Origin of the sequence: Pseudomonas sp. RG1 (genome assembly GCF_025910115.1) — a bacterium.
GTDB classification, from domain to species: Bacteria; Pseudomonadota; Gammaproteobacteria; order Pseudomonadales; family Pseudomonadaceae; genus Aquipseudomonas; species Aquipseudomonas atacamensis.
The window spans coordinates 1-14,999 of record NZ_JAPCIK010000003.1; the positions used below are offsets into that span (position 1 = coordinate 1).

The window sequence follows — 14,999 nt, forward strand, 5'->3', positions numbered from 1 at the left end:
CCCCGTCCGCGCCCCAACGGGGATAAATCCCCTCGCCACAGGATAAATCCCCTCTCCACAAAGGCTCTTCGCCACAGAGATTGTGATCAGGCCATCGAACCGTAACGCTTCATCGCTTCAATCGCCAAACCGCTACCAATGCTGCCGAAGATGTTGCCTTCGACATGCCGGGCGTTCGGCAGCATTGCCGAGACGCTGTTGCGCAGGGCCGGGATGCCGCTCGAACCACCAGTGAAGAACACCGTGTCGACCTGATCGACCGCCACGCCAGCGTCATTCAACAACTGCGTAACGCTGCCACGCACACGCTCCAGCAAGGCCTCGATCGCCGATTCGAACAACGCGCGGCTCAGCTCGACGCTCAGCCCGGCTTCGATGCGGTCCAGCGGCACGTGGCGGCTGTCGGCGTGGGTCAGCTGGATCTTGGTTTCTTCCACTTCCATCGCCAGCCAGTGCCCGGCGCGCTGTTCGATCAGCTTGAACAGGCGATCGATGCCGCCGGTGTCTTCGATGTCGTAACGCATGCTGCCCAGCGCCAGCGTGGATTTCTGCGAGTACACCGAGTTGATCGTGTGCCAGGTCGCCAGGTTCATGTGGTGGCTGGTCGGCATGTAGGCGCCGCTCTTCATGCGGCTGCCGTAGCCGAACAGCGGCATCAGGCCTTGCAGGCTCAGCTGTTTGTCGAAGTCGGTCCCGCCGATGTGCACGCCGCCGGTGGCGAGGATGTCATCGTGACGGTTGTCGAGACCACGACGCTCGGGCGACAGGCGCACCAGCGAGAAGTCAGAGGTACCACCGCCGATGTCGACGATCAGTACCAGCTCTTCTTTCTCGATGGTCGACTCGTAGTCGAACGCTGCCGCGATCGGCTCGTACTGGAACGACACATCTTTGAAACCGATTTTGCGCGCCACTTCGACCAGGGTGTCTTCGGCTTCCTGGTCAGCCAGCGGATCGTCATCGACGAAGAACACCGGACGACCCAGCACCACTTGCTCGAATTCCCGACCGGCGGCGGTTTCGGCGCGGCTCTTGAGCTGGCCGATGAACAGCCCGAGCAGGTCCTTGAACGGCATCGCCGTGCCGAGGACGCTGGTGTCGTGCTTGATCAGCTTGGAGCCGAGCAGGCTTTTCAACGAGCGCATCAGCCGACCTTCGTAGCCTTCCAGATACTCGTGCAGGGCCAGGCGACCGTAGACCGGGCGACGTTCCTCGATGTTGAAGAAGACCACCGACGGCAGGGTGATCTTGTCGTCTTCCAGCGCGATCATGGTGTCCATGCCGGGGCGCAGCCAGCCGACGGTGGAGTTGGACGTGCCGAAGTCGATGCCGCAGGCACGGGCTGGAGAGGCGTCTTTCATGTCTTTCGGATTCCGGTCAAAAAAACGGCCGCGCAGTGTATGCCAGTGCGCGGCAGATTCGAAGGCCGGTCATCCGCTATTTCGCGCCAACCCAGTTGAAAAGCGCCGCTTCGCCCCAAACTTGCTGGCATGGGCCGGCAGACACACCGGCGGTCGCAAGAACCGTCGTCCACTGCCGATAAACTTCTGCGGCGCCACCCGGTCACAAACTTGAGATCGGTCAACCCGGCATGTGCCAATCGGCGCATGCTGGTCTCGGCGCGAAATCGATAACGGATGGTGATCCTTCCATGGACTTCAAAGACTATTACAAGATACTCGGCGTGGAGCCGACAGCTGACGACAAGGCCATCAAGGCGGCCTATCGCAAGCTGGCGCGCAAATACCACCCCGATGTCAGCAAGGAAAAAGACGCCGAGGCCAAGTTCAAGGACGCCTCGGAAGCCTATGAAGCGCTGAAAAGTGCCGACAAACGCGCCGAATACGACGAACTGCGCCGTTATGGCCAGCACGGTCAGCCGTTCCAGGGCCCGCCGGGCTGGCAGAGCCGTGGCGGCTTCGGCGGTGGCGGTGGCGACACGGGCGACTTCTCGGACTTCTTCAGTTCGATCTTCGGCAATCGCGGCCCCGGTTTCGGTGGCGCCGAGAGCCGCCAATCACGCGGACGCCGAGGGCAAGACGTGGAAATGGAACTGCCGGTCTTCCTCGAAGAAACCCTGTCGAACGAATCGAAGAAAGTCACTTTTCAGGTGCCGCAATACAACGCGCACGGCCAGCATGTCAGCAACACCAGCAAGAGCCTGAACGTGAAGATTCCGGCCGGCGTTACCGACGGCGAGCGGATTCGCCTGAAGGGCCAGGGCGCACCGGGCATCGGTGGCGGGGCGAATGGCGATCTGTACCTGACTATCCGGTTTGCGCCGCACCCGAAATTCGATGTCGAAGGCGAAAACCTGATCATCACCTTGCCCTTGGCTCCATGGGAGTTGGCATTGGGCACTGAAGTGGCCGTGCCGACCCTGACCGGCAAGATCAACCTCAAGGTGCCGGCCGGCAGCCAGAACGGCCAGCGCATGCGCGCCAAGGGCCACGGCCTGCTGAACAAGGCCGGCGAACGCGGTTATCTGTTCGTGCAGCTCAAGGCCGTGATGCCGAAAGCCTCCGACGAGGAGGTCAAGGCGCTGTGGCAGGAACTGGCGAAGAAAGCCGCCTTCAATCCGCGAGAGAACTTCTGAACCCGACGACGGAGTAGCCCATCATGAGCAGCCCCCTGATCGTTCAACTGGACCTGGCAGAATTCTGTGAGGCGGCCGATTTGTCGGACGTCTACGTGATCGAAATCGTCGAACACGGCATCCTCGAACCTCAGGGCGCGCAGCCCCGGGAATGGCGTTTCACCGACTACGAATTGGCCTTGGCCAAGCGCGCGGCGAAGCTGCGCCGTGATCTGGAACTGGAGTGGGAAGGCGTCGCGCTGGCGCTGGATCTGCTGGATGAGGTGAAGCAGTTGCGCGCCGAGAACCGCATGTTGCGTCAGCGGTTGGGGCGGCTGGTGGTCGAATAAGTTGTTTGAGGCGATGAGGTCTGTTTCGGGCTCATCGCGAGTCGGCCCGCTTGTGCCGGGTTAGTGTTTGCGAGTGTTTCACCCGGTATGAACCGGCTGGATGGTCTGATAGTTTTCCGGGCACATGTTGGCAATGGATGCCGACGGTCGTAGCGCCAGCCAGGCCGGCCAGCGCTGCGCAATCTTTGCAAGGAAGCCTGTCAATGCCAGTCAGACCCAAGCCGCCCAAGCCGGGCGCAGTCGATATCACCACCCCTGGACGCACATCCCGGGATTCCGCCACGCACGGTATCGAGTCGCCGCACCTGACCCCCGGTCCGTTCATTCGCAAGACCCCGCCCGATACCAGCGAACCCGGCAGTAGCACGCAGCAAATGGAAATTGCAGCCATGCCGCACAGCGTGCAAATCCATCCGACGCCGTCTACCTCGGGTTCCGTCCCAACGGTCGTAGCCTCCGCGCTGGAGCGTTACCTGATTGCCTCGACAGCCCCTCTACCGCAAGCGGACGTTGATGGGTTTCGCCTATTCAAGGGGCGCCAATACGCGGACTTGCAGGGCGGTGGTACGGTGCTGATCGGCGTCGATGCCGAGACCGGTCTGCATCGGGCCCGGTTGTCCAGCGAGCTGCAGCCTTCCGGTCCAGTGCTTGCCTACGATCCGTTGAACAAGCACTGGTACTCGCTGGAGGATTTCAGCGCATCGCCGGACGCCGCCGTTGTACCGGGTAAAAGCCGCAGGGCGGCGCGGCAGAGTGATGAAGACTATGAGTCAGCCCTTGAAGAGCTGCCCGACGATGTCGATGCGGCAGATGAACATTTCTATCTGGCGTCCGAGTCGATGCCCGTCAAACCTTTCACTGCTGACGAGTTGAGTGCAATGCGCAGCGAAACGCGCTTTTCGTTTCTCAGCAATCGGCCTGGGGTCTACGACCGAGCCAATAACGGCAAATATCCATTCCGGGACATCGCCGGCACGCCTATCCGCATAAAGAAGCTCCAGACCCTCGTGCGTTTCGAAGACGGCGGCCGATACACCTCCGAGCAGATCAAACCGTACATCAAGTTTGGCGCCTACGAGCATGTCGCGCGGCTGTATGAAGAAAAGCTGCAATGGCGACTGTTCACCGAGGCCGACATGCGTGCGCCCGGTGAGCGGGCCCTGGTCGGCCAGTCCATGGTGGTTGCCAACCGGCGCATCAGCCGAGGCGAGGTGGTCGGCGTCTATGCTGGCGCCATCATGCCAGGACGTCTTGTGCCGCTCCCCCAGCAGTCATACACCATGAAGGTCGGCGTGCGTTACCAGCCAGGACCTGGATATCTGATCCCCGTCCAGTTGGCGATGGTCGGTGACACGATCATCTCCAGGATCAATACGCATTTCTGGTACAACGCAACGGGCAAACCGGTTCGCCAGGCCACGGATGGTTATAACGTCGAATTCGTGCCATTCGATGTTGAAGCGCAACAGTTGATAGGCAAGGAACTGGTCACCCGCGACTTCATTCTCAACGCCATCTTCGCTACCGAAGATATTCCGGCAGGAACCGAGTTACGCATCAATTACAACTACAGCGACGCGGACATCGCGAAGTTGTTTCCGTGATCGCCTGAGCGATAGCTGCTGAATACGAACCAGCGAGTCCGTATTCAGCGCGCCCCCTGATCAAAAGAGAAAATAGCGCTGCGCCATCGGCAGCGTTTCCGCCGGTTCGCACCACAGCAACACACCGTCAGCCTTGACCTGATAGGTCTGCGGATCGACATCGATGTTCGGCAGATAGTCATTGTGGATCAGGTCGGTTTTCTGCACGTCGCGGCAGCCCTTCACCACAGCGATCTGCTTCTTCAGCCCCAGAGCCTCCGGCAACCCGGCCTCCTGCGCCGCCTGGCTGATAAAGGTCAGGCTGGTGGCGTGCAGCGAGCCACCGTAGCTGGCGAACATCGGGCGGTAATGCACCGGTTGCGGTGTTGGAATCGAGGCGTTGGCATCGCCCATCAGGCTCGCGGCAATCGCGCCACCCTTGAGAATCAGCGTCGGCTTCACACCAAAGAACGCCGGGCGCCACAGCACCAGATCGGCCCACTTGCCGACTTCGATCGAGCCGACTTCATGGCTGATGCCGTGGGTAATCGCCGGGTTGATCGTGTACTTGGCGATGTAACGCTTGGCGCGGAAGTTGTCGTTGCCCTCACCGTCCTGGGGCAGTGGGCCGCGCTGTTTTTTCATCTTGTCGGCGGTCTGCCAGGTGCGCGTGATGACTTCACCGACGCGGCCCATGGCCTGACTGTCGGAGCTGATCATCGAGAACGCGCCGAGGTCGTGGAGGATGTCTTCAGCGGCAATGGTTTCGCGGCGGATACGGCTTTCGGCGAAGGCGACGTCTTCGGCGATGCTCGGGTCGAGGTGGTGGCAGACCATGAGCATGTCGAGGTGTTCGTCGATGGTGTTGCGGGTGAACGGCCGGGTCGGGTTGGTCGAACTCGGCAGCACGTTGGGGAAACCGCAGGCCTTGATGATGTCCGGCGCGTGGCCGCCACCGGCACCTTCGGTGTGATAGGTGTGGATGGTGCGGCCCTTGAATGCGCCGAGGGTGGTTTCGACGAAGCCGGATTCGTTGAGGGTGTCGGTGTGGATCGCTACCTGCACGTCGTACTGGTCGGCGACGTTGAGGCAGTTGTCGATGCTCGCCGGGGTGGTGCCCCAGTCTTCGTGCAGCTTGAGGCCGATGGCGCCGGCCTTGACCTGTTCGATCAACGGCTCCGGCAGGCTGGCGTTGCCTTTGCCGGTGAGGCCGATGTTCATCGGGAAGGCATCGGCGGCCTGGAGCATGCGCGCCAGATGCCACGGGCCGGAGGTGCAGGTGGTGGCGTTGGTGCCGGTAGCGGGACCGGTGCCGCCGCCGATCATGGTGGTGACGCCGCTCATCAACGCTTCTTCGATCTGCTGCGGGCAGATGAAGTGGATATGCGTGTCGATGCCGCCAGCGGTGAGGATCATGCCTTCGCCGGCAATCACTTCGGTGCCGGCGCCGATGGCGATGGTCACGTTGGGCTGCACGTCAGGGTTGCCGGCCTTGCCGATCGCGGCGATGCGCCCGTCCTTGAGGCCGACGTCGGCCTTGACGATGCCCCAGTGGTCGATGATCAGCGCGTTGGTGATCAGCGTGTCGACCACTTCGGCGGCGAGCAACTGACTCTGGCCCTGGCCGTCGCGGATGACTTTGCCGCCACCGAACTTCACTTCCTCGCCGTAGGTGGTGAAGTCCTTTTCGACTTCGATCCACAGCTCGGTATCGGCCAGGCGCACCTTGTCGCCGACGGTGGGGCCGAACATGTCGGCGTAGGCTTGTCTGGAGATTTTCATGGGCATGCCTTGAGATTCAATTGGGTCTGAAATCGCTCGCATTACTCGCTTTCGCGAGCAGGCTCGCTCCCACATTTGATCGCGTTCTCATGTGGGAGCGAGCCTGCTCGCGAAGGGGCCAGAGCGGGCACCGTGTTGTTTAGAGATCACCCATGATGCGGCCGGCAAAGCCGAACACCCGGCGATGCCCGGCGTAATCGACCAGCTCGACTTCACGGCTTTGCCCCGGCTCGAAGCGCACCGCCGTGCCCGCCGGAATATTCAGGCGCATGCCGCGACTGGCGGCGCGATCGAAGGTCAGCGCGTCGTTGGTTTCAAAAAAGTGGAAATGCGAGCCGACCTGAATCGGCCGGTCGCCGCTGTTGGCGACTTTCAGGCTCACGGTGCGGCGGCCGACGTTGAGTTCGATGTCGCCGGGCTGAATCTGATATTGGCCAGGAATCATCGCTGGGCTCCTTGCAGGACTTTGTAATAGAGGGCGGTGGGGCGATAGGTGCCGTTGGGATCGCAGGCGTAATCGGGAATTTCGCCGGCGCGCACGTAGCCCAGCGCCTTGTAGAAATCTTCTGCCGGCGAGCCGGCCTCGGTGTCGAGATAGAGCATGCCGCGCTTGTGCTTGGGCGCTTCGAGTTCCAGCGCCTGCATCAGTTGCTGACCGAGACCGCGCCGGCGCGCGTGTTCGCGCACCAGCAGTTTCTGCACTTCGGCGCGGTTCAGACCATTGGCCTTCTGGCACAGGCCCAGTTGCACGCTGGCCAGCACCTGCTCGTCCTTCACCACCACCCAGAGCAGCGTGCTGCCCTTGTTGATGTTGTCCTGCACCTCATCGAAATACGCGCGCGCCTGCGCGGCATCGAGGTCGGCCATGAAGCCGACGCTGGCGCCGTAACCGACGGCGTCGAGCAGCAGATCGATCAGGCCCTGGCGATAGTGGGCAAAGCTCTCAGCGTTGACGCGGCGCAACTGGGCGGCGTTCATCGACATCACTCCTTGTGGGCACCCGGCGGCTGTGCGCCGGGATTGAGGGTCAACTGCATGAAGGTCAGATCGAGCCAGCGGCCGAACTTGGTGCCCACTTGCGGCATCTGCCCGGTGATGCTGAAACCGGCACGCTCGTGCAGGCGGATCGAGGCAGCGTTGCCGCTTTCGATAGCGGCGACCATGACGTGTTTGCCGCAAGTGCGGGCGCGTTCGATCAGCGCGGTCATCAGTTGTGGGCCGAGGCCGTTGCCGCGTTGATCGCTGCGCACGTACACCGAGTGCTCGACGGTGTGGCGGAAACCGTCGAACGGCCGCCAGTCGCCGAACGAGGCGTAACCCAGCACTGCGTTTTCATGGTCGACGATCACCAGAATCGGATACGCCTGCAACTGACGCGCGTCGAACCATGCCTGGCGATTGCCGAGGTCGACCGCTTGTTCGTTCCAGATCGCCGTGGTGTTGAGCACGGCGTCGTTGTAGATGTCGCGGATCGCCGGCAGGTCGGCCCGGCTCGCATCGCGAATGCTGTAAGTCATGGCGCGGCCTCAGACGATCGGCTGGTGAACGGTGACCAGTTTGGTGCCGTCGGGGAACGTCGCCTCGACCTGGATCTCCGGGATCATTTCCGGGATGCCTTCCATCACTTGTTCGCGGCTGAGCAGGGTGGTGCCGTAATGCATCAGCTCGGCCACGGTCTGGCCGTCGCGGGCGCCTTCGAGCAGCGCGGCGGAGATGTAGGCCATGGCTTCCGGGTAGTTGAGTTTCACGCCACGGGCCAGCCGCCGCTCGGCGACGAGGCCGGCGGTGAAGATCAGCAGCTTGTCTTTTTCGCGTGGGGTCAGGTCCATGGTTCGGGTTCCATCAGGGCAGATTCGGGTGGCTCTCGAGAAGTGTGGGGTGCCAGTTGGAGCAGCCCCTCACCCTAGCCCTCTCCCGAGGGAGAGGGGACTGATCTTGGTTGTTTTCAATGGCCAATTCAGTCAGCAATATTCGTTCAGGCAGATAAATTCATTTCAGACGATTCGGTCAGGCTCCCTCTCCCTCCGGGAGAGGGCGGGGGGTGAGGGTCGGGGTTTCAGGTGCTCCATATTCTTGGCGCGATAGCTTCGCGGCCCAGCAGCACAGGCCTTAGCAGTCGCCATAAATCAATCAGCCAGGCGCGAGCGAGCAACGCCTCACTGGCCAGACACCGCGCCACCAGCAACCCCGGCAGTTGGGTCAAATCCCCGCGTACCTCATGCCCCAGCGAGCGGCAGCGCTCCAGCAACTCGGCCTCAATCTCACCGGTCACCAGCATCGTTGCGAACACCGGATTGCCATCCAGGCCGATCGGCGAGTCGAGTAAACCGTCCGCACCGACAATGCGCTGCCGTTCGTGCCAGAGCAACTGACCATCGCGGCGGATATCCAGGTGCGCCTGAAAATGCCCGAGGTCAAAACGCTCGCCGCTGGCCGGACGACCGAGCGCCACCACGTCCCAGTAGAACAGCCGCGCATCGCCTTCAAGCTCGATCGTTGTGGCCAACTCGGCCTGCGCGGCGCTGTAGACGATGGTTTCCTGCGGCAGCCATTCAAGCGTAGCGCCGGCGGCGACTTGCAAGTCGAGCTGCTGATACGCCGGTCCACCGGCGCGATACCACTTGGCGGCGCCGGGGCTGGTGATTTGCGCCCAGGCGTTGTGTTCGACGCGCGCGCTGATATCGAGCCGATCACCACCGGCAATGCCGCCCGGTGGGTGGACGATGATGTGCTGGCAGACCTCGGGGCCTTCGGCGTACAGATGCTTTTGCACCCGCAGCGGGCCGAGGTGACGACGCATGACCGGGCGCGTGCAATCGCCGAAGCGCGCGTAAGCCAGTTCCAGCTCGGCATGCCAGCTCGGGGTAAACAGGGCAGGTGCAACAATCGAATTCATGGTTTTGTGATTATCGTTAGGAAGCTACAGATTAGACCGGCGCGTTAGATCGTGACCAGCCCGCGTACACCTTCGGCCTCCATATTTTCACCGCGACCCTGCTGGACGATCTCGCCCCGCGACATCACCAGGTATTGATCGGCCAGTTCGGCGGCGAAATCGTAGAACTGCTCGACCAGCAGAATCGCCATGTCACCGCGCGCCGCGAGCTGCTTGATCACCGCGCCGATTTCCTTGATCACCGACGGTTGAATGCCTTCGGTCGGCTCATCAAGAATCAGCAGGCGCGGGCGGCTGGCCAATGCGCGGCCGATCGCCAGTTGCTGTTGCTGACCACCGGACAGATCACCGCCACGGCGCTGCTTCATTTGTAGCAGCACCGGGAACAGTTCGTAGATGAAACCTGGAACTTCTTTGGCTTCTGAGCCTGGAAACCGCGACAGGCCCATCAGCAGATTTTCTTCTACCGTCAGGCGCCCGAAGATCTCACGGCCCTGCGGCACGTAGGCGATACCGGCATGCACACGCTGATGCGGTTTGAACGTGGTGATCGGTTTGCCTTCCCAGTTCACCGCACCTTCCTTGGCCGGCAGCAGGCCCATCAGGCATTTGAGCAGGGTGGTCTTGCCCACGCCGTTACGGCCGAGCAGGCAGGTGACTTCGCCGACTTTCACGTCAAAGCTCAGGCCGCGCAGGATGTGGCTACCGCCGTAGTACTGATGCAGCTTGTCGACTTGCAGCATGTCCAAATTCTCCCCCGGTGATCGTTCCCACGCTCTGCGTGGGAACGCATCCCGTGACGCTCCGCGTCACATAACGGCGGACGCAGAGCGTCCATGGCGGCATTCCCACGCAGAGCGTGGGAACGATCTAGGTCTTCAGCGGCCGAGGTAGACCTCGATCACCCGCTCGTTTTCCTGCACCTGTTCCAGCGAGCCCTCGGCCAGCACGCTGCCCTGATGCAGCACCGTGACGTGGTCGGCAATCGAGCCGACAAAGCCCATGTCGTGCTCGACCACCATCAGTGAATGCTTGCCGGCCAGCGATTTGAACAGCTCGGCGGTGAACTCGGTTTCGGCGTCGGTCATGCCCGCCACCGGTTCGTCGAGCAGGAGCAGTTGTGGGTCCTGCATCAGCAACATGCCGATCTCGAGAAACTGCTTCTGGCCGTGGGACAGTAGGCCGGCCTGGCGATTGACCGAAGTGGTCAGGCGAATCGTCTCGAGCACTTCGCTGATGCGATCCTTCTGCTCGCCACTCAAGCGCGCACGCAAACTGGCCCACACCGACTTGTCGGTCTTCTGCGCCAGCTCCAGGTTTTCAAACACGCTCAGGGCTTCGAATACCGTCGGTTTCTGGAATTTGCGGCCGATGCCGGACTGGGCAATCTGCACTTCGCTCATCTGCGTCAGGTCGAGGGTTTCACCGAACCAGGCCTTGCCGTGGCTGGGCCGGGTCTTGCCGGTGATCACGTCCATCAGCGTGGTCTTGCCCGCGCCGTTGGGGCCGATGATGCAGCGCAGTTCGCCGACGCCGATGTACAGGTTGAGATTGTTCAGCGCACGGAAGCCGTCGAAGCTGACGCTGATGTCTTCCAGGGTCAGGATGGTGCCGTGGCGCGTATCGAGGCCGGGGCCGACGCGCTGGCCGAGGCCGATCGAGTCGCGGCTGGTGCCTTCGTCCTTGTTCGGTTCCACGGGGAAAAACGCCGGCTCCAGCATGAATTCAGCACTCGCTGTGACTCTCATTGTTCACCTCGTTTCTTCAGCAGACCGATCACGCCCTTGGGCAGGTACAACGTCACGACGATGAACAGCGCGCCGAGGAAGAACAGCCAGTATTCCGGGAAGGCCACGGTGAACCAGCTCTTCATGCCGTTGACCACGCCGGCGCCGAGCAGCGGCCCGATCAGCGTGCCGCGCCCGCCAAGGGCGACCCACACCGCCGCTTCGATCGAATTGGTCGGCGACATTTCGCTGGGGTTGATGATGCCGACTTGCGGGACATAAAGCGCTCCGGCGAGACCGCACAGCACCGCACTCAGCACCCAGACGAACAGCTTGAAACCGCGCGGATCATAACCGCAGAACATCAAACGGTTTTCCGCATCACGCAACGCCGTCAGCACCCGACCGAACTTGCTTTGCGCCAGGCGCCAGCCGATGAACAGGCTCGCCACCAGCAGCAACACCGTGGCCAGAAACAGCACCGCGCGGGTGCCCGGTTCGGTAATGCCGAAGCCGAGGATCGTGCGGAAATTGGTGAAGCCGTTGTTGCCACCGAAACCGGTCTCGTTGCGGAAAAACAGGAGCATGCCGGCGAAGGTCAGGGCCTGGGTCATGATCGAGAAATACACGCCCTTGATCCGCGAACGGAAGGCGAAAAAGCCGAACACCAGCGCCAGCAGACCCGGCGCCAGCACCACCAGACACATGGCCCAGATAAAGCTGCTGGTGCCGGTCCAGTACCACGGCAATTCGCTCCACGACAGGAAAGTCATGAACGCTGGCAAGCCATCGCCGGCCGCCTGCCGCATCAGGTACATGCCCATCGCGTACCCGCCGAGGGCGAAGAACAGGCCGTGGCCCAGCGACAGCAGGCCGGCATAGCCCCAGACCAGATCCAGCGCCAGGGCGACGATGGCGTAGCAGAGGATTTTGCCGACCAGGGTCAGCGTGTAGGCCGAGACGTGCAGGGCATTGTCTGGCGCGAGCAGTGACAGCAACGGCAGAACGATCAGCAGCGCGAGAATCACCCCGCCGACCGCGAGCGTGACTTTTGGCCCGGCCTTTTGTGTGGCCGTGACTAACAGAGGCTGGTTCATCAGTCGATCACCCGTCCTTTCAGTGCGAAGAGGCCTTGCGGACGTTTCTGAATGAACAGAATGATCAGCGCGAGGATCAGGATCTTGCCGAGCACCGCACCGATCTGCGGTTCGAGAATCTTGTTGGCGATGCCCAGGCCAAATGCGGCGAGCACGCTGCCGGCCAGTTGGCCGACGCCGCCGAGCACCACCACCAGGAACGAGTCGATGATGTAGCTCTGGCCAAGGTCGGGACCGACGTTGCCGATCTGGCTCAGCGCCACGCCGCCCAATCCGGCGATGCCCGAGCCGAGGCCGAAGGCGAGCATGTCCACGCGCCCGGTCGGCACGCCGCAGCAGGCGGCCATGTTGCGGTTCTGGGTGACGGCGCGCACGTTGAGGCCGAGGCGGGTCTTGTTCAGCAGCAGCCAGGTCAGCACCACCACGAACAATGCGAAAGCGATGATGACGATGCGGTTGTACGGCAGCACCAGATTGGGCAGTACTTGGATGCCGCCGGACAGCCACGCCGGGTTGGCCACTTCAACGTTCTGCGCACCGAACAACAAACGCACAAGCTGGATCAGCATCAGGCTGATGCCCCAGGTCGCGAGCAGGGTTTCCAGTGGTCGACCGTAAAGGTGGCGGATGACCGTGCGCTCCAGCGCCATGCCAATGGCGGCGGTGACGAAAAACGCCACCGGCAGCGCGATCAGCGGATAGAACTCGATGGCCTGCGGCGCGTAACGCTGGAACATCAACTGCACGACATAGGTCGAGTAGGCGCCGAGCATGAGCATCTCGCCGTGAGCCATGTTGATCACCCCGAGCAGGCCGAAGGTGATCGCCAGACCGAGGGCGGCGAGCAGCAGAATCGAGCCCAGCGACATGCCGCTGAAGGCCTGGCCGAGCACTTCGCCGATCAGCAATTTGCGCTTGACCTGAGCGAGGCTGGTTTCAGCGGCGGTGCGCACGCCGGCATCGCTTTCCACGCCCGGTTCGAGCAGACCTTCAAGGCGCGTGCGTGCCAGCGGGTCGCCGGTTTCACCGAGCAACCGCACCGCTGCAAGGCGCACCGCCGGGTCGCTGTCGACCAGTTGCAGATTGGCCAGCGCCAGGCTCAGGGCCGCGTGGACGCTTGGGTCTTTTTCCCCGGCGAGCTGCCGGTCGAGAAATTTCAGCTGCGCGGGTTTCGCGCTTTTCTGCAATTGCTGCGCGGCGCCCAGACGGATCTTGCTGTCAGCGGCGAGCAATTGATGGCTGGCCATCGCGGTGTCGATCAGACCCCGCAGGCGATTGTTCAGGCGCAGGGTTTTCGCTTGGCCGTCGATCGTCAGCTCGCCTTGCTGCAGGGCGTTGAGCAATTCGATACGGGCCGGATCGGGCTGCGCGGCCCAGGCTTCCAGCAGTTTGGCCTGTTGCATCGGATTGGCCGCGACGAAGTCTCCGGCATCGCCAGCGTGGGCCAGGAGTGGCAGCAACAGTGCGATGGCGAGAAGTACGCGGTGTATGGCAGTGGGCATTAGTGGTGTCCTGTTCAACCGCCCCCTCACCCTAACCCTCTCCCGGAGGGAGAGGGGACTGACCGAGGTGTCTGGACGATGTGCTGCGACTTGCGAACTTGAGTCGAACTCAGGGTTTGAAGAGCATGAAGATCGGCTCCCTTTCCCCCTCTCCCTGAGGGAGAGGGCTGGGGTGAGGGGGAAGTCTCATGCTCGCCTCAAAAACTGAATTCGCCTCAGTTGCTCTTCACCGCATAATCCGGCTTCTTGTCGTTGCCCTGAATGTACGGGCTCCATGGTTGCGCGCGGATCGGGCCTTCGGTCTGCCACACGACGTTGAACTGACCGTCGCTCTGGATTTCGCCGATCATCACGGGCTTGTGCAGGTGGTGATTGGTCTTGTCCATGGTCAACGTGTAACCGGACGGCGCAGCAAAGGTCTGCCCGGCCAGTGCTTCGCGCACTTTGTCGACGTCAGTGGATTTGGCTTTCTCGACCGCCTGCGCCCACATGTGGATGCCGACGTAGGTGGCTTCCATCGGGTCGTTGGTCACGGCTTTATCGGCGCCCGGCAGATTGTGTTTCTTCGCGTAGGCTTTCCAGTCCGCGACGAATTTCTTGTTCGCAGGATTCTCCACCGACTCGAAGTAGTTCCACGCCGCGAGGTTGCCCACCAGCGGTTTGGTGTCGATGCCGCGCAGTTCTTCTTCACCGACCGAGAACGCCACCACCGGTACATCGGTAGCCTTCAGGCCCTGGTTGGCCAGCTCTTTGTAGAACGGCACGTTGGAGTCGCCGTTGACGGTGGAAATGACGGCAGTCTTGCCACCGGCGGAGAATTTTTTGATGTTGGCAACGATGGTCTGGTAATCGCTGTGACCGAACGGCGTGTAGACCTCTTCGATGTCCTTGTCGGCCACGCCTTTGGAGTGCAGGAACGCGCGCAGGATCTTGTTGGTGGTGCGCGGGTAGACGTAGTCGGTGCCGAGCAGGAAGTAGCGCTTGGCGCTGCCGCCTTCTTCGCTCATCAGGTATTCAACGGCGGGGATCGCTTGCTGGTTCGGCGCGGCGCCGGTGTAGAAGACGTTCGGCGACATCTCTTCGCCTTCGTATTGCACCGGGTAGAACAGCAGGCCATTGAGCTCTTCGAACACCGGCAATACCGATTTACGCGATACCGAGGTCCAGCAGCCGAACACCACCGCGACCTTGTCCTGGGTCAGCAGCTGTCGGCCCTTTTCGGCGAACAACGGCCAGTTGGAAGCGGGATCGACCACCACCGGCTCGAGCATCTTGCCGTTCACGCCGCCCTTGGCGTTGATCTCGTCGATGGTCATCAGCGCCATGTCCTTGAGCGACGTTTCGGAGATCGCCATGGTCCCGGACAACGAATGCAGAATCCCGACCTTGATGGTCTCGGCGGCCTGGACAGTCCAGGTCATGCCCATCGCGGCAATGGATGCCGTGAGTGTGAAAGCCTTGATCAAACTGCGACGCTTCATTGTGCG

15 protein-coding genes are annotated in these 14,999 nt (G+C 62.0%); 3 read left to right on the plus strand and 12 right to left on the minus strand.

The features are described 5' to 3' along the window. Positions 1 to 86: 86 nt before the first annotated feature. Entirely contained in the window at positions 87 to 1,361 is a 1,275-nt protein-coding gene (locus tag OK411_RS03970; RefSeq protein ID WP_016771898.1) for an Hsp70 family protein, read from the minus strand. 290 nt (positions 1,362 to 1,651) lie between these two features. Here OK411_RS03970 and OK411_RS03975 point away from each other — a divergent pair, with 290 nt between their 5' ends. The 3 genes from OK411_RS03975 to OK411_RS03985 all read left to right on the plus strand — a co-directional run bounded on the left by OK411_RS03975 (position 1,652) and on the right by OK411_RS03985 (position 4,529). Beyond that, positions 1,652 to 2,596 carry a DnaJ C-terminal domain-containing protein gene (locus tag OK411_RS03975; RefSeq protein WP_110603615.1) on the plus strand — a complete coding sequence of 315 codons (945 nt, stop codon included), beginning with the start codon at positions 1,652 to 1,654 and terminating at the stop codon, positions 2,594 to 2,596. A 23-nt stretch (positions 2,597 to 2,619) separates the two neighbouring features. Beyond that, a complete protein-coding gene (locus tag OK411_RS03980; RefSeq protein ID WP_016771896.1) occupies positions 2,620 to 2,925 on the plus strand; it encodes a chaperone modulator CbpM in 306 nt (101 codons plus the stop codon). Between the two features lie 203 nt (positions 2,926 to 3,128). Then, positions 3,129 to 4,529, plus strand: coding sequence for a hypothetical protein (locus OK411_RS03985; protein WP_225914415.1), 1,401 nt, complete (start codon positions 3,129 to 3,131; stop codon positions 4,527 to 4,529). A gap of 60 nt (positions 4,530 to 4,589) precedes the next feature. Here the strand turns inward: OK411_RS03985 and ureC are convergent, their stop codons facing one another. The 11 genes from ureC to urtA form a co-directional block, all read right to left on the minus strand. Continuing rightward, positions 4,590 to 6,290, minus strand: a complete 1,701-nt coding sequence (gene ureC, locus OK411_RS03990) for an urease subunit alpha (protein ID WP_024011399.1) — start codon at positions 6,288 to 6,290, stop codon at positions 4,590 to 4,592. 139 nt (positions 6,291 to 6,429) lie between these two features. Then, complete coding sequence (locus OK411_RS03995) at positions 6,430 to 6,735, minus strand: urease subunit beta (RefSeq protein WP_024011400.1); 306 nt, start codon at positions 6,733 to 6,735, stop codon at positions 6,430 to 6,432. Further along, positions 6,732 to 7,268 carry a GNAT family N-acetyltransferase gene (locus OK411_RS04000; RefSeq protein ID WP_073471741.1) on the minus strand — a complete coding sequence of 179 codons (537 nt, stop codon included), beginning with the start codon at positions 7,266 to 7,268 and terminating at the stop codon, positions 6,732 to 6,734. Before OK411_RS04000 ends, OK411_RS03995 begins: the two co-directional genes overlap by 4 nt. A 5-nt stretch (positions 7,269 to 7,273) precedes the next feature. After that, a complete protein-coding gene (locus OK411_RS04005; RefSeq protein ID WP_122707774.1) occupies positions 7,274 to 7,807 on the minus strand; it encodes a GNAT family N-acetyltransferase in 534 nt (177 codons plus the stop codon). A gap of 9 nt (positions 7,808 to 7,816) precedes the next feature. Continuing rightward, positions 7,817 to 8,119 (minus strand): urease subunit gamma, encoded by a 303-nt coding sequence (ureA, locus tag OK411_RS04010; RefSeq protein ID WP_003221215.1) that lies wholly within the window; start codon positions 8,117 to 8,119, stop codon positions 7,817 to 7,819. Between the two features lie 227 nt (positions 8,120 to 8,346). Then, the gene (locus OK411_RS04015) at positions 8,347 to 9,186 is read right to left on the minus strand and encodes an urease accessory protein UreD (protein WP_217879234.1); all 840 of its coding nucleotides are present in this window, start codon (positions 9,184 to 9,186) and stop codon (positions 8,347 to 8,349) included. A 44-nt stretch (positions 9,187 to 9,230) separates the two neighbouring features. Beyond that, positions 9,231 to 9,929 (minus strand): urea ABC transporter ATP-binding subunit UrtE, encoded by a 699-nt coding sequence (gene urtE / locus OK411_RS04020; RefSeq protein WP_016771889.1) that lies wholly within the window; start codon positions 9,927 to 9,929, stop codon positions 9,231 to 9,233. Between the two features lie 135 nt (positions 9,930 to 10,064). Beyond that, positions 10,065 to 10,934: an urea ABC transporter ATP-binding protein UrtD gene (gene urtD, locus OK411_RS04025; protein WP_016771888.1), complete on the minus strand. Its 870-nt coding sequence runs from the start codon at positions 10,932 to 10,934 to the stop codon at positions 10,065 to 10,067. Further along, on the minus strand, positions 10,931 to 12,010 hold the full coding sequence (gene urtC / locus OK411_RS04030; RefSeq protein ID WP_110644924.1) for an urea ABC transporter permease subunit UrtC: 1,080 nt from the start codon (positions 12,008 to 12,010) through the stop codon (positions 10,931 to 10,933). The genes urtD and urtC overlap by 4 nt, the downstream gene beginning before the upstream one ends. Next, entirely contained in the window at positions 12,010 to 13,512 is a 1,503-nt protein-coding gene (gene urtB / locus OK411_RS04035) for an urea ABC transporter permease subunit UrtB (protein WP_264364456.1), read from the minus strand. Before urtB ends, urtC begins: the two co-directional genes overlap by 1 nt. A 215-nt stretch (positions 13,513 to 13,727) precedes the next feature. Continuing rightward, the gene (gene urtA, locus OK411_RS04040) at positions 13,728 to 14,993 is read right to left on the minus strand and encodes an urea ABC transporter substrate-binding protein (RefSeq protein ID WP_016771886.1); all 1,266 of its coding nucleotides are present in this window, start codon (positions 14,991 to 14,993) and stop codon (positions 13,728 to 13,730) included. Positions 14,994 to 14,999 lie beyond the last annotated feature (6 nt).

Bases quoted from the DNA above. Each gene is read 5' to 3' on its own strand.
- urtD (WP_016771888.1), bottom strand. From the start codon at position 10,934: ATGAGAGTCACAGCGAGTGCTGAATTCATGCTGGAGCCGGCGTTTTTC.
- OK411_RS04000 (WP_073471741.1), bottom strand. From the start codon at position 7,268: ATGAACGCCGCCCAGTTGCGCCGCGTCAACGCTGAGAGCTTTGCCCAC.
- OK411_RS04015 (WP_217879234.1), bottom strand. From the start codon at position 9,186: ATGAATTCGATTGTTGCACCTGCCCTGTTTACCCCGAGCTGGCATGCC.
- urtB (WP_264364456.1), bottom strand. From the start codon at position 13,512: ATGCCCACTGCCATACACCGCGTACTTCTCGCCATCGCACTGTTGCTG.
- ureA (WP_003221215.1), bottom strand. From the start codon at position 8,119: ATGGACCTGACCCCACGCGAAAAAGACAAGCTGCTGATCTTCACCGCC.
- urtA (WP_016771886.1), bottom strand. From the start codon at position 14,993: ATGAAGCGTCGCAGTTTGATCAAGGCTTTCACACTCACGGCATCCATT.
- OK411_RS03995 (WP_024011400.1), bottom strand. From the start codon at position 6,735: ATGATTCCTGGCCAATATCAGATTCAGCCCGGCGACATCGAACTCAAC.
- OK411_RS03970 (WP_016771898.1), bottom strand. From the start codon at position 1,361: ATGAAAGACGCCTCTCCAGCCCGTGCCTGCGGCATCGACTTCGGCACG.
- OK411_RS03985 (WP_225914415.1), top strand. From the start codon at position 3,129: ATGCCAGTCAGACCCAAGCCGCCCAAGCCGGGCGCAGTCGATATCACC.
- urtC (WP_110644924.1), bottom strand. From the start codon at position 12,010: ATGAACCAGCCTCTGTTAGTCACGGCCACACAAAAGGCCGGGCCAAAA.
- OK411_RS03975 (WP_110603615.1), top strand. From the start codon at position 1,652: ATGGACTTCAAAGACTATTACAAGATACTCGGCGTGGAGCCGACAGCT.
- OK411_RS04005 (WP_122707774.1), bottom strand. From the start codon at position 7,807: ATGACTTACAGCATTCGCGATGCGAGCCGGGCCGACCTGCCGGCGATC.
- ureC (WP_024011399.1), bottom strand. From the start codon at position 6,290: ATGAAAATCTCCAGACAAGCCTACGCCGACATGTTCGGCCCCACCGTC.
- OK411_RS03980 (WP_016771896.1), top strand. From the start codon at position 2,620: ATGAGCAGCCCCCTGATCGTTCAACTGGACCTGGCAGAATTCTGTGAG.
- urtE (WP_016771889.1), bottom strand. From the start codon at position 9,929: ATGCTGCAAGTCGACAAGCTGCATCAGTACTACGGCGGTAGCCACATC.